The organism is Enterobacter sp. 168J2, from assembly GCF_034107265.1.
Taxonomy (GTDB): Bacteria; Pseudomonadota; Gammaproteobacteria; order Enterobacterales; family Enterobacteriaceae; genus Enterobacter; species Enterobacter nematophilus.
In genome coordinates this window covers 160,068-172,557 of the sequence record NZ_JAWNEB010000006.1, presented here as the reverse complement: position 1 = coordinate 172,557, position 12,490 = coordinate 160,068, and the positions used below count along the sequence as shown (strand labels likewise).

13 protein-coding genes are annotated in these 12,490 nt (G+C 56.3%); 11 read left to right on the top strand and 2 right to left on the bottom strand.

Translation table 11 applies throughout. The features are described from left to right. The first annotated feature begins 58 nt into the window (after positions 1 to 58). The 3 genes from USG84_RS16690 to sstT all read left to right on the top strand — a co-directional run bounded on the left by USG84_RS16690 (position 59) and on the right by sstT (position 3,738). A complete protein-coding gene (locus USG84_RS16690; protein ID WP_049000041.1) occupies positions 59 to 1,057 on the top strand; it encodes a Gfo/Idh/MocA family protein in 999 nt (332 codons plus the stop codon). A gap of 251 nt (positions 1,058 to 1,308) precedes the next feature. Continuing rightward, entirely contained in the window at positions 1,309 to 2,277 is a 969-nt protein-coding gene (locus USG84_RS16685) for a TerC family protein (RefSeq protein WP_061096997.1), read from the top strand. A 219-nt stretch (positions 2,278 to 2,496) separates the two neighbouring features. Beyond that, the gene (sstT, locus tag USG84_RS16680) at positions 2,497 to 3,738 is read left to right on the top strand and encodes a serine/threonine transporter SstT (protein ID WP_253543327.1); all 1,242 of its coding nucleotides are present in this window, start codon (positions 2,497 to 2,499) and stop codon (positions 3,736 to 3,738) included. A gap of 80 nt (positions 3,739 to 3,818) precedes the next feature. On the opposite strand, the gene USG84_RS16675 is transcribed toward sstT, so the two are convergent. Continuing rightward, positions 3,819 to 5,306, bottom strand: coding sequence for an altronate dehydratase family protein (locus tag USG84_RS16675; protein WP_320738378.1), 1,488 nt, complete (start codon positions 5,304 to 5,306; stop codon positions 3,819 to 3,821). Positions 5,307 to 5,323: 17 nt separating this feature from the next. Further along, positions 5,324 to 6,736 carry a glucuronate isomerase gene (gene uxaC, locus USG84_RS16670; protein WP_253543329.1) on the bottom strand — a complete coding sequence of 471 codons (1,413 nt, stop codon included), beginning with the start codon at positions 6,734 to 6,736 and terminating at the stop codon, positions 5,324 to 5,326. Positions 6,737 to 7,212: 476 nt separating this feature from the next. Between uxaC and USG84_RS16665 the strand changes: the two genes are divergently transcribed. From USG84_RS16665 to USG84_RS16630, 8 genes are all read left to right on the top strand, one after another. After that, entirely contained in the window at positions 7,213 to 8,511 is a 1,299-nt protein-coding gene (locus USG84_RS16665) for an MFS transporter (protein ID WP_151414010.1), read from the top strand. A 115-nt stretch (positions 8,512 to 8,626) separates the two neighbouring features. Further along, positions 8,627 to 9,403, top strand: a complete 777-nt coding sequence (gene exuR / locus USG84_RS16660; protein WP_028014506.1) for a transcriptional regulator ExuR — start codon at positions 8,627 to 8,629, stop codon at positions 9,401 to 9,403. Between the two features lie 343 nt (positions 9,404 to 9,746). Then, complete coding sequence (gene yqjA / locus USG84_RS16655) at positions 9,747 to 10,409, top strand: DedA family general envelope maintenance protein YqjA (protein ID WP_061096992.1); 663 nt, start codon at positions 9,747 to 9,749, stop codon at positions 10,407 to 10,409. Between the two features lie 2 nt (positions 10,410 to 10,411). Further along, positions 10,412 to 10,795: an EnvZ/OmpR regulon moderator MzrA gene (gene mzrA, locus USG84_RS16650; RefSeq protein WP_028014507.1), complete on the top strand. Its 384-nt coding sequence runs from the start codon at positions 10,412 to 10,414 to the stop codon at positions 10,793 to 10,795. Positions 10,796 to 10,938: 143 nt separating this feature from the next. Continuing rightward, positions 10,939 to 11,307: a DUF1090 domain-containing protein gene (locus USG84_RS16645; RefSeq protein WP_061096991.1), complete on the top strand. Its 369-nt coding sequence runs from the start codon at positions 10,939 to 10,941 to the stop codon at positions 11,305 to 11,307. Positions 11,308 to 11,336: 29 nt separating this feature from the next. Beyond that, positions 11,337 to 11,642, top strand: a complete 306-nt coding sequence (locus USG84_RS16640; protein ID WP_008503141.1) for a DUF883 family protein — start codon at positions 11,337 to 11,339, stop codon at positions 11,640 to 11,642. A gap of 1 nt (position 11,643) precedes the next feature. Then, positions 11,644 to 12,042 carry a phage holin family protein gene (locus USG84_RS16635; RefSeq protein ID WP_013098867.1) on the top strand — a complete coding sequence of 133 codons (399 nt, stop codon included), beginning with the start codon at positions 11,644 to 11,646 and terminating at the stop codon, positions 12,040 to 12,042. Next, positions 12,039 to 12,335, top strand: a complete 297-nt coding sequence (locus tag USG84_RS16630) for a YqjK-like family protein (RefSeq protein ID WP_014885330.1) — start codon at positions 12,039 to 12,041, stop codon at positions 12,333 to 12,335. Before USG84_RS16635 ends, USG84_RS16630 begins: the two co-directional genes overlap by 4 nt. Positions 12,336 to 12,490: the final 155 nt, after the last annotated feature.

The following is a 12,490-nucleotide window of genomic DNA, read 5'->3' as shown; positions in this document are numbered from 1 at the left end:
GCAATAATCCCGTGCTACAGTGGCTAAAGGTTCCCTGCTACGGAGTACGTAAACGTTTATGATACGTTTCGCAGTCATTGGAACGAACTGGATCACGCGCCAGTTCGTCGACGCCGCCCACGAAACCGGCAAACTTAAGCTCACCGCAGTCTATTCCCGCAGCCTTGAGCAGGCGCAGAGCTTTGCTAACGACTACCTTGTCGAGCATCTCTTCACCTCCCTGGATGAAATGGCGCAAAGCGACGCCATTGACGCGGTCTATATTGCCAGCCCGAACTCCCTTCACTTCCCGCAAACGGCGCTGTTTCTCGGCCACAAAAAGCATGTGATCTGCGAGAAGCCGCTGGCCTCGAATATTGAGGAAGTGGAAGCGGCCATTGCGCTTGCCCGCGAAAACCAGGTGGTGCTGTTCGAAGCGTTCAAAACCGCCAGCCTGCCGAACTTCCTGCTGCTGCAGCAGTCCCTGCCGAAAATTGGCAAAGTGCGTAAAGCCTTTATCAACTACTGCCAGTATTCGTCGCGCTATCAGCGCTATCTGGACGGTGAAAACCCGAATACCTTTAACCCGGCCTTCTCGAACGGCTCGATTATGGATATCGGTTTTTACTGCCTGGCCTCTGCCGTAGCGCTGTGGGGCGAGCCGCACGGCGTCACGGCCACCGCCAGCCTGCTGGAGAGCGGCGTGGATGCGCACGGTTTGGTGGTGCTGGACTACGGTGATTTTAGCGTCACGCTACAGCACTCCAAGGTGAGCGATTCCGTGTTGCCGAGCGAAATTCAGGGCGAAGCCGGGTCGCTGGTCATCGAAAAAATCTCCGAATGCCAGAAGGTGAGCTTTGTGCCGCGCGGCGGAAAAGCGCAGGAGTTGACGCAGCCTCAGCATATTAACACTATGCTCTATGAGGCAGAGGTCTTCGCCCGTCTGGTGGAAGATAATGAAGTGAATCACCCTGGCCTTGCGGTAAGCCGCACCACGGCGAAGCTGCAGACCGAGATCCGCCGCCAGACCGGCGTGGTGTTCCCGGCAGACGGCGTCGGCGCAGAAGCTATCGCGTAAAGCTGTGTAATGAAACGGCGCAGACCATTGACGAAACCGATGGTCTGACATATTTTGTTACCTGCAAAGGGGAGTAACTTCTTCGCCGGTGGATCGTCATTACGATGCGTGCAAAACCGCATCCGGTCGCCGGGCAACCTTTATGGTTGTAAGTGAGACCTTGCCGGGAGGCGAGGTCTATGCATAAAAAGCTAACGGCTATCGTCTTCTGACCATGGCCGTTTTTGTTTTTTATGTGTAAGGAAAATAGTATGCATTCTGTCGGCACTCCAATGCTGTGGGGCGGATTCGCGGTTGTCGTGCTCATCATGCTGGCGATCGACCTCTTTTTGCAGGGTCGTCGCGGCGAGCACGGCATGAGCGTCAAGCAGGCCGCCGTCTGGTCACTGGTGTGGGTTAGCCTCTCACTCCTTTTCTGCGCCGCCTTCTGGTGGTATCTGGCCTCGACCGAAGGCCGTGCGGTGGCCGATCCTCAGGCGCTCGCCTTCCTCACCGGCTATCTGATTGAAAAAGCCCTGGCGGTTGATAACGTCTTCGTCTGGCTGATGCTGTTCAGCTACTTTGCCGTGCCTGCTGCCCTGCAGCGCCGCGTGCTGGTATACGGCGTATTGGGTGCCATTGTCCTGCGTACCATCATGATCTTCGCCGGCAGCTGGCTGATTGCCCAGTTCGAATGGCTGCTGTACGTGTTCGGTGCGTTCCTGCTGTTCACCGGGGTCAAGATGGCGCTGGCGAAAGAAGACGATACCGGTATCGGCGATAAGCCGCTGGTGAAGTGGATCCGCGGCCATCTGCGCATGACGGACAAGATCGAGAGCGAACACTTCTTCGTGCGTAAGAACGGCCTGCTGTTCGCCACCCCGCTGCTGCTGGTGCTGATTCTGGTCGAGCTGAGCGACGTGATTTTCGCCGTAGACAGCATCCCGGCGATCTTCGCGGTGACGACCGACCCGTTCATCGTGCTGACCTCTAACCTGTTTGCGATCCTCGGTCTGCGTGCCATGTACTTCCTGCTGGCAGGCGCGGCTGAGCGCTTCTCGATGCTGAAGTACGGCCTGTCGGTGATCCTGGTGTTTATCGGTATCAAGATGCTGATCGTCGATTTCTACCACATCCCGATCGCTATCTCGCTTGGCGTGGTGTTCGGCATTCTGCTGGTGACGCTGCTTATCAATACCTGGGTTAACCGCCAGCACGATAAGAAGCAGCAGGTGGAGTAATCCCCCCACCCCGGCCCTCTCCCTGTGGGAGAGGGTGGACACACTTTTGTGACTCAATAGTTAAAAAATATGATGTGACACGTAAAATCCAGCATTTTACTCTTCCGCCTTTCGCTGCTTTCCCTGATACTCAACCAGGCAAACAAAAACTTACATCCGGACATAAATGTGACTTAGAGCACATCCAGGATGGAACGCAATTTCACTCAGGAATAACGTATGAGCACACAATCACGCGGTCTGTTCGCGCGCCTGGCGCAGGGCAGCCTTGTAAAACAAATTCTGGTCGGGTTGGTACTGGGTATTCTGCTGGCGATGGTGTCAAAACCTGCCGCGGAAGCCACGGGGCTGCTCGGCACCCTTTTCGTTGGCGCGCTGAAGGCCGTCGCACCGGTACTGGTGCTGATGCTGGTGATGGCGTCGATTGCCAACCACCAGCACGGACAAAAAACCAACATTCGCCCTATTCTGTTCCTGTATCTTCTGGGAACCTTCTCTGCTGCCTTAACGGCCGTTGTGTTCAGCTTCCTGTTCCCGTCCACGCTGCACCTGACCAGCGCCGCCGGTGATGTCACGCCGCCGTCCGGGATTGTAGAAGTGCTGCGCGGTCTGCTGATGAGCATGGTTTCTAACCCCATCACCGCGCTGATGAATGCAAACTACATTGGTATTCTGGTCTGGGCGATTGGTCTGGGCTTCGCGCTGCGTCACGGCAACGAAACCACGAAAAACCTGGTGAACGATATGTCGAACGCCGTCACCTTTATGGTGAAACTGGTGATTCGCTTTGCGCCAATCGGGATCTTCGGTCTGGTCTCCTCCACGCTGGCAACCACCGGTTTTGACGCGCTGTGGGGCTACGCCCAGCTGCTGGTGGTTCTGGTCGGCTGTATGCTGCTGGTGGCGCTGGTGATCAACCCGCTGCTGGTGTTCTGGCAGATCCGCCGTAACCCATATCCGCTGGTGCTGACCTGCCTGCGCGAAAGCGGCGTGTACGCCTTCTTCACCCGCAGCTCTGCTGCGAACATTCCGGTGAACATGGCGCTGGCGGAGAAGCTGAACCTGGACCGCGATACCTATTCCGTGTCGATTCCGCTGGGTGCAACCGTGAACATGGCGGGTGCGGCTATTACCATCACCGTGCTGACCCTGGCGGCAGTGCATACGCTGGGCGTTCCGGTGGATCTGCCTACGGCGCTGCTGCTGAGCGTGGTGGCGTCGCTGTGTGCCTGTGGCGCATCCGGCGTGGCGGGCGGTTCGCTGCTGCTGATCCCGCTTGCGTGCAATATGTTCGGCATCCCGAACGAGATCGCCATGCAGGTTGTGGCCGTCGGCTTCATCATTGGCGTGCTGCAGGACTCCTGCGAAACCGCGCTGAACTCCTCTACCGACGTGCTGTTCACCGCAGCGGCCTGTCAGGCGGAAGACGCGCGTTTAGCGAAGAACGCCCTGCGAGGTTAACAGCAAAACGGCAACCCTGAGGTTGCCGTTTTTAGTGTTTGTACCCTCTCCTGGTGGGAGAGGGCATCAGGCCGCACCGATTAAAGCGTCACACCACTCTTAAAGATCGCCAGCTCGCGGAAGTCGTTCTTCTCGTTGCAGGTCTGCCTGCCGTTAGCAAACTCCACGATAGTGTCCACGAACTCCGTCAGCAGCTGCGGCATCGCTTTGCCGTGGATCAGCTGGCCCGCGTCGAAATCAATCCAGTGCTTTTTCTTCGCCGCCAGCTCGCTGTTGGTGGCGATTTTGACCGTCGGGACAAAACCGCCGTACGGCGTACCGCGACCGGTGCTGAACAACACCATGTGACAGCCCGCCCCCGCCAGCGCGCTGGTGGCGACCGCATCGTTGCCCGGTGCGCTCAGCAGGTTCAGACCGCGGGTTTTCAGGCGTTCGCCGTAGCGCAGAACGTCCACCACCTGGCTTGCGCCCGCTTTCTGGGTGCAGCCGAGAGATTTCTCCTCCAGCGTGGTGATCCCGCCCGCTTTGTTACCCGGCGACGGGTTTTCATAAATCGGCTGATTGTGAGCAATGAAGTACTGTTTGAAGTCGTTCACCATGGTGACGGTCTTCTCAAACGTCTCTTCGTCGCGGCAGTGGCTCATCAGAATGCGCTCCGCGCCGAACATTTCCGGCACTTCGGTCAGCACCGTCGTGCCGCCGTTGGCAATCACGTAATCCGAGAAGCGGCCCAGCATCGGGTTGGCGGTAATGCCGGAAAGACCGTCAGATCCCCCGCACTCCAGCCCAAACTTCAGCTCGCTCAGCCTGCCCGGCTCGCGCCTGTCGTGGCGCATCACCTCGTACAGCTGGTGCAGCTGTTCAACGCCCGCTTCCACCTCGTCGTCCTGATGCTGGCACACCATAAAGTGAACGCGCTCAGGGTCGAATTCCCCCAGCGTCTCGCGGAAGGCGTCGACCTGGTTGTTCTCGCAGCCGAGGCCGATCACCAGCACCGCGCCCGCATTAGGATGGCGCACCATGTTTTGCAGCATGGTGCGGGTGTTGATGTGGTCGTCACCCAGCTGGGAGCAGCCGTAGGTGTGGCTGAACAGATGCACGCCGTCGGTGCCTTCGGCATTGTTGGTCTCTTTCAGGAAACGCGTCTGAATTTGACGCGCGATGCCGTTCACGCAGCCGACGGTCGGGAGGATCCACAGCTCGTTGCGGATCCCCACCTCACCGTTCGCGCGACGGTAGATTTGCACCTCGCGATCCCCCGCCTGCACTTCTTCTTTTGGTAGATCAGGTTGATAGCTGTACTCGTCCAGATCGCTGAGATTGGTGCGGGTGTTGTGGGAATGAATATATTCACCCGGCGCAATATCCGCCAGCGCATGGCCGATGGGCAAACCGTACTTCACCACGTTCTCCCCTTTTGCAATGGGGATCAGGGCAAACTTGTGTCCACGTCCAATGGCCTGGCGCAGCGTGACCGACTGGTTGTCGAAGGTCACTTCCGTGCCTTCGGTTAAATCTGCCAGCGCGACGGCCACGTTATCCAGCGAATGGATTTTGATGTATTGCATATCAACCTCAGACGGCCTTAGTTCAGTTCAATGGCGAAGTAGTCGCGCGCATTGTTAAAGCAGATGTTTCTCACCATTTCGCCCAGCAGCTGGAGATCCGCTGGCGCTTCGCCCGCATGCACCCAGCGGCCAATCATCTGGCACAGAATGCGGCGGAAATATTCGTGGCGAGTGTAGGAGAGGAAGCTGCGGCTGTCGGTCAGCATGCCGACAAAGCGGCTCAGCAGGCCAAGCTGCGCCAGCTGCGTCATCTGACGCTCCATGCCGTCTTTCTGATCGTTGAACCACCAGCCGGATCCGAACTGCATCTTGCCCGGCATCCCCTCGCCCTGGAAGTTGCCGACCATGGTGCCCAGCACTTCGTTATCGCGCGGGTTCAGGCAGTAAAGAATGGTTTTCGGCAGCAGGTTTTGTTCGTTCTGTTTGCTCAGCAGTCTGGACAGCTCTTCCGCCAGCGGGCGGTCGTTGATAGAGTCAAAGCCCACGTCCGCGCCCAGCAGCTTGAACTGGCGCTGGTTGTTATTGCGCAGCGCGCCGATGTGGTACTGCTGTACCCAGCCGCGACGGGCGTATTCCGCACCGAGGAATACCAGCACCGCGGTTTTGAACTGCGCCACTTCATGCTGGCTAAGCGATTCACCGGAGAGGCGACGCGCCAGGATGCTGTCCAGTTCCGCTTCGTTTGACTCCGCAAACATCACCACGTCCAGCGCGTGGTCGGAGACTTTACAGCCGTGCGCCGCGAAGTGATCCAGGCGTTTGGTCAGCGCGGTTTGCAGGTCAGCGAAACGACGGATGTCGGTATCGGACACTTCCGCCAGCTTCGCCATATAGTCGTTGAAGGTGGCCTGTTCGATGTTGAAGGCTTTGTCCGGGCGCCAGCTTGGCAGCACTTTGATATCAAAAGAGGTGTCTTTGGCGACGATTGCATGATGCTCCAGGGAGTCAATCGGATCGTCGGTGGTGCCCACCATCTTCACGTTCATCTGCTTCATGATGCCGCGCGCGGAGAAGTTATCCTGCGCCAGCAGCGCATTGCACTGGTCCCAGATCTCATCCGCCGTCGCGGGAGAAAGCAGCTTGCCGGTGATGCCAAACGGACGGCGCAGTTCGAGGTGCGTCCAGTGGTAAAGCGGGTTGCCGATAGTGTGCGGAACGGTCGCCGCCCAGGCGTCAAACTTCTCGCGATCGCTCGCGTCGCCGGTACACAGGCGCTCGGCCACGCCGTTGGTGCGCATCGCACGCCATTTGTAGTGGTCACCCTTTAGCCAGATATCATACAGGTTTTTGAAACGATAATTTTCGGCAACCTGCTGCGGCGGTAAGTGGCAGTGATAGTCGAAAATCGGCTGGTCTTTTGCGTAGTCGTGGTACAGGCGGCGGGCAAATTCGGTATCTAACAGAAAATCGTCGGTCATAAACGGCGTCATTATCGTCTTCCTCATTACGGGAGCGTCAGAAAGCGTATGTTCATATGCTGCAAAGTTATCACACCAATTTCCACCAGCCGACGTTTTTTTCGTGAGTCAGATCAATAAACGTCGACAAATAAATTACCCAAATTGGGGTAAACCACTCTACAGACCGCGTCAGTACTGGCTTCAGCCGCAACGAATAATGCCCCTACAAAGGATCATACATTTGTGATGTCACTCACCTTTTAAAGTTGTATGACAAGTTATCTTTTCGCCGTCGCAAACACTAAGCCGACGGAATGCATTACCGGTGTGAGAAACATCGGATTTAACGGTACGGATACCGACTTATGCACGCTTACTTATGGCAAGGTTCGGGCCGTTCCGGGACATTCTCCCGGCTACGCCCCTCCCGTTACACAACTGCTCCCGGCAACGGTTGAGAGGTTGCCGTGCTCTGGCGCGGAAATAACATAACGATGAGGTTTTAGATGCGTAAAATTAAAGGGTTACGTTGGTATATGATCGCGCTGGTGACGCTGGGCACCGTGCTGGGCTACCTGACACGTAACACCGTGGCAGCCGCGGCGCCGACGTTGATGGAAGAGCTGCATATCTCCACGCAGCAATACTCTTATATCATCGCGGCGTATTCTGCCGCTTACACCGTAATGCAGCCTGTTGCTGGGTATGTTCTCGATATTCTGGGTACAAAAATCGGCTATGCCTTCTTCGCCATCGCCTGGGCGGTATTCTGCGGCGCAACCGCGCTGGCAGGCAGCTGGGGTGGACTGGCGCTGGCTCGTGGCGCGGTCGGTGCAGCAGAAGCGGCGATGATCCCGGCGGGCCTGAAGGCCAGCTCCGAGTGGTTCCCGGCAAAAGAGCGTTCCATTGCGGTGGGTTACTTCAACGTGGGCTCGTCCATCGGCGCGATGATTGCGCCGCCGCTGGTGGTTTGGGCCATCGTGATGCACAGCTGGCAGATGGCGTTCATTATTTCTGGCGTGCTGAGCTTTGCCTGGGCAATAGCGTGGCTGGTTTTCTATAAACATCCGCGCGATCAGAAAAAACTCTCCGAGGAAGAACGCGAATACATTATTGGTGGTCAGGAAGCGCAGCATCAGACCAACAATGGCAAGAAAATGTCCGTCTGGCAGATCCTGGGCACCCGTCAGTTCTGGGGTATCGCCCTGCCGCGCTTCCTGGCTGAACCGGCCTGGGGCACCTTCAACGCGTGGATCCCACTGTTTATGTTTAAAGTCTACGGTTTTAACCTGAAAGAGATCGCGATGTTCGCCTGGATGCCGATGCTGTTCGCTGACCTGGGCTGCATCGTGGGCGGCTACCTGCCGCCGCTGTTCCAGCGCTGGTTTGGGGTGAACCTGATCGTTTCCCGTAAGATGGTGGTGACCATGGGCGCGCTGCTGATGATTGGCCCGGGCATGATCGGCCTGTTCACCAGCCCCTACGTCGCTATCGCGCTGCTGTGCATCGGTGGTTTTGCGCACCAGTCGCTCTCCGGCGCGCTGATTACGCTCTCCTCTGACGTCTTCGGCCGTAACGAAGTGGCAACCGCCAACGGCCTGACCGGTATGGCCGCGTGGACCGCAAGTACGATGTTCGCGCTGGTCGTCGGCGCGCTGGCGGATACCATCGGCTTCAGCCCGCTGTTCGCGGTGCTGGCAATCTTCGACCTGATGGGTGCGGTGGTTATCTGGACGGTGCTGAAAAGTAAATCCGCAGACGAGCTGGCGAAAGAGTCTCTTGGGCGACCGGCTACGCAGAGTTAGCGAAAATGCGTTTCACCGAAGCCGCCTCCGGGCGGCTTTTTTAATGGCAAAATCTGGAGAGTATTCCGTGAAAGTGGTATAACAAATCATCTGCCGTACCCTGCCTGGAGCGCATATGGAAATCACCGAACCACGTCGTTTATATCAACAACTTGCTGCCGAGCTGAAAGATCGCATCGAGCAAGGGGTCTATCTTGTCGGTGATAAACTTCCCGCCGAGCGCTTTATCGCGGATGAAAAAAGCGTGAGCCGCACCGTGGTGCGCGAAGCGATTATCATGCTGGAAGTGGAAGGCTACGTTGAGGTGCGCAAAGGTTCCGGCATTCACGTTATTTCTAATCAGCCTAAACACTCTCCGGTGGCGGATGAAAGTCTGGAATTCGCCAGCTACGGCCCGTTTGAGCTGCTCCAGGCTCGCCAGCTGATCGAAAGCAATATTGCCGAATTTGCCGCCACGCAGGTGACCAAGCAGGACATCATGAAGCTGATGGAGATCCAGGAGAACGCCCGCAAGGAAAAATGTTTCCGTGACTCCGAGTGGGACCTCCAGTTTCACGTTCAGGTTGCCCTGGCCACCCAGAATACGGCGCTGGCGGCAATCGTTGAGAAAATGTGGACTCAGCGCGTTCACAACCCCTACTGGAAAAAACTGCACGATCACATCGATTCCCGCACGGTCGACAACTGGTGTGACGATCACGACCAAATCCTTAAGGCGCTGATTCGTAAAGATCCCCATGCCGCAAAACTGGCCATGTGGCAACACCTGGAAAACACCAAACAGATGCTGTTCAATGAAACCAGTGACGACTTTGAATTTAACGCTGACCGCTATCTTTTTGCCGATAATCCTGTCGTTCATCTCGATACGGCCCCGAGCGGCGCAAAATAGTCGACCTTTCTTCCGGCAGGCGCTTCGCTGCGCCTTCCCGCCTGAGTGGGTAAGCAAAACATATATAGTGTCAGCCTTTGTAAAATCCCTCGCTCACTTTCAGGGCTTACGCCAAAATCACCTCACCCTGCAAATTCTGTGACGCAGAACGTCGGGCTTTGTTACAATTGGATTCACTTCGTTATTTTGAAAGTTAGTGCTTGCTAACCAGCCAATTAACAGGGAACAGTGTTGGCCACACCGCAATGTGTCCGCGAGCGACCATAATGAAATCACAACAATGTCGCCGTGCTGTTTGTCCCGGATAACAGGCGAGACGTTAACCGATTTCCAGGAACACTGAATGGAACTTTTGACCCAACTGCTGCATGCCCTTTGGGCGCAGGATTTTGAAACGCTGGCCAACCCTTCCATGATTGGCATGCTCTATTTCGTCTTGTTTATGATTCTGTTCCTCGAGAATGGTTTGCTGCCTGCGGCCTTCTTACCGGGTGACAGTTTGCTGGTGCTTGTCGGCGTGCTGTGTGCCAAAGGCGCAATGGCATTCCCACAGACCATTTTATTACTGACCGTCGCGGCCAGCCTTGGCTGCTGGGTGAGTTACATTCAGGGAAGATGGCTGGGCAATACCCGAATAGTACAGAACTGGCTTTCCCATCTGCCTGCGCACTATCACCAGCGGGCGCACCACCTGTTCCATAAGCATGGGCTTTCCGCGCTGCTGATTGGCCGCTTTATCGCCTTTGTACGCACCCTGCTGCCCACCATTGCCGGGCTGTCCGGGTTGAGCAGCGCACGCTTCCAGTTCTTCAACTGGATGAGCGGCCTGTTATGGGTGTTGATCCTGACGACGCTGGGCTATGCGCTGGGTAAAACGCCGGTCTTCATGAAATATGAAGATCAGCTGATGTCATGCCTGATGCTGCTGCCTGTTGTTCTGCTGATCTTCGGCCTGATTGGCTCGCTGGTTGTCCTGTGGAAGAAAAAATACGGAGCGCGAGGTTAACGATGGTTATCTCACCGCTCGCCATGCGCCGCTTTGCCTGTGCCTTTATTGCACTGGTGATGCTCAGCGCCGTACTACTGGCCTGGAACACGCTTTCACACCAGGACGCTACGCTGGCCATTCGCCCGGTAAACCAAGGGGGCGGTGTGCCTGACGGTTTTTCTGTCTGGCATCATCTGGATGCAAACGGCATCCGCTTTAAGAGCATCACCCCGCAGGACGATGTTTTACTGATTAAGTTTGATTCCCGTGCGCAGAGCGCTGCCGCGAAAGCGGTTCTTGACCGAACGCTGCCGCACGGATATATCATTGCCCAGCAGGAAGATGACAACCCGCCAGCCGCGTGGTTATCATTAATTCGCGATACGTCGCATCGGTTTGGATAACTTCCTGGATTCCGAATCTTTTCACTCACTTTGGTGAATCCCCCGTTTACTTACTATGCTTAAGTACGCGGAGCACCCCTCGAATGTACTCCGCATAATTTTGGATAGCGGCTAACCCCGCAACACAATGGAAGGTTTCGATAATGAAATTCCGCATGACCCTGGCTCTGGCCCTTTTTTCTTTAAGCACGGCGACCTTCGCAAACTCTCTCTGTCAGGAGAAAGAACAGGATATTCAGCGTGAGATCGGTTATGCCGAAAAGCATAACAATCAGCACCGTGTTGATGGTCTCAAAAAAGCGCTGAGCGAAGTGAAAGCAAACTGTTCAGACAGCAAGCTACGTGCCGATCACCAGAAGAAAATCGCTGAACAGAAGGACGAGATAGCCGAGCGCCGTCAAGACCTGCAGGAAGCGAAAGAGAAAGGGGATGCGGAAAAAATTGCTAAGCGCGAGAAGAAGTTGAAAGAGGCGCAGGACGACCTGAAAGCGCTGGAAGCTCGCGATTATTGAGTTAACGGAAATCTCAACAGGAGAGAATCATGTCAAAAGATACGACGTCTGAACATCTGCGCGCTGAACTGAAATCCCTGGCCGATACCCTTGAAGAGGTGCTGAACTCCTCTGCCGATAAGTCGAAAGAAGAAGTGAGCAAGCTGCGCAGCAAAGCGGAGCAGGCGCTGAAAGAGAGCCGCTACCGCCTGGGTGAAACCGGGGATGCGCTGGCGAAACAGACCCGTGAAGCGGCTGCACGTGCAGATGAATATGTGCGCGACAATCCATGGACGGGTGTTGGTATTGGTGCCGCAGTGGGTGTGGTGCTGGGTGTCCTGCTGACGCGTCGTTGATATGGAAGATCCTCGTCACGCACAAGGGCCTGCTAATAACGTCCTCGGCATCGGCCAGCGTATTTTGACGACGCTGGTTGGGATTGCCGAAACGCGCGTCCGGCTGGCAGTGGTCGAACTGGAAGAGGAGAAAGCGAACCTCTTCCAGATGCTGCTGATGCTCGGGCTGACCATGCTCTTCGCCGCGTTTGGTCTGATGAGCCTGATGGTGTTAATCATCTGGGCCATTGACCCGCAGTATCGACTCAACGCGATGATTGCCACGACCGTCGTTCTGCTGGTCGCGGCGTTGATTGGCGGCATATGGACGATGCGTAAAGCGCGCAAGTCCACTTTCCTGCGCCACACGCGCCAGGAACTGGCTAACGATCGCGCCCTGCTGGAGGATGACAAGCCGTGAGCGATAAAGCGGAACGTCAGAAGCGAAAAGCGTACCTGTTAAGTCAGATCCAGCAGCAGCGGCTGGATCTGTCTGCCAGCCGCCGTGACTGGATCGACGCGACGCGACGGTTTGACCGTGGCTGGAATACCTTCCTGAGCCTGCGTTCGTGGGCGCTGGTCGGCAGCAGCGTGATGGCTATCTGGACGGTTCGTCATCCGAATATGCTCATCCGCTGGGCCCGACGCGGTTTTGGTGCCTGGAGCGCCTGGCGTCTGGTGAAGGCGACGTTGCGACAACAGCAGCTGCGGTGATAAACGCAAAACGGTAACTCAGGTTACCGTTTTTTTTTTTTGCGCACACTCCCTTGCTCAATATCTTTGAAGAAGATTGACAGTTTTCCTTGCTAACAATTGCTACCCGCCCCGTTTATTATCCTCTCCATCGACAGCAGAGCCGCGGTATCTAC

What these genes read in the sequence shown, in the direction of transcription:
- USG84_RS16690 (WP_049000041.1), top strand. Translation starts at nt 59, where the DNA reads ATGATACGTTTCGCAGTCATTGGAACGAACTGGATCACGCGCCAGTTC.
- USG84_RS16685 (WP_061096997.1), top strand. Translation starts at nt 1,309, where the DNA reads ATGCATTCTGTCGGCACTCCAATGCTGTGGGGCGGATTCGCGGTTGTC.
- sstT (WP_253543327.1), top strand. Translation starts at nt 2,497, where the DNA reads ATGAGCACACAATCACGCGGTCTGTTCGCGCGCCTGGCGCAGGGCAGC.
- USG84_RS16675 (WP_320738378.1), bottom strand. Translation starts at nt 5,306, where the DNA reads ATGCAATACATCAAAATCCATTCGCTGGATAACGTGGCCGTCGCGCTG.
- uxaC (WP_253543329.1), bottom strand. Translation starts at nt 6,736, where the DNA reads ATGACGCCGTTTATGACCGACGATTTTCTGTTAGATACCGAATTTGCC.
- USG84_RS16665 (WP_151414010.1), top strand. Translation starts at nt 7,213, where the DNA reads ATGCGTAAAATTAAAGGGTTACGTTGGTATATGATCGCGCTGGTGACG.
- exuR (WP_028014506.1), top strand. Translation starts at nt 8,627, where the DNA reads ATGGAAATCACCGAACCACGTCGTTTATATCAACAACTTGCTGCCGAG.
- yqjA (WP_061096992.1), top strand. Translation starts at nt 9,747, where the DNA reads ATGGAACTTTTGACCCAACTGCTGCATGCCCTTTGGGCGCAGGATTTT.
- mzrA (WP_028014507.1), top strand. Translation starts at nt 10,412, where the DNA reads ATGGTTATCTCACCGCTCGCCATGCGCCGCTTTGCCTGTGCCTTTATT.
- USG84_RS16645 (WP_061096991.1), top strand. Translation starts at nt 10,939, where the DNA reads ATGAAATTCCGCATGACCCTGGCTCTGGCCCTTTTTTCTTTAAGCACG.
- USG84_RS16640 (WP_008503141.1), top strand. Translation starts at nt 11,337, where the DNA reads ATGTCAAAAGATACGACGTCTGAACATCTGCGCGCTGAACTGAAATCC.
- USG84_RS16635 (WP_013098867.1), top strand. Translation starts at nt 11,644, where the DNA reads ATGGAAGATCCTCGTCACGCACAAGGGCCTGCTAATAACGTCCTCGGC.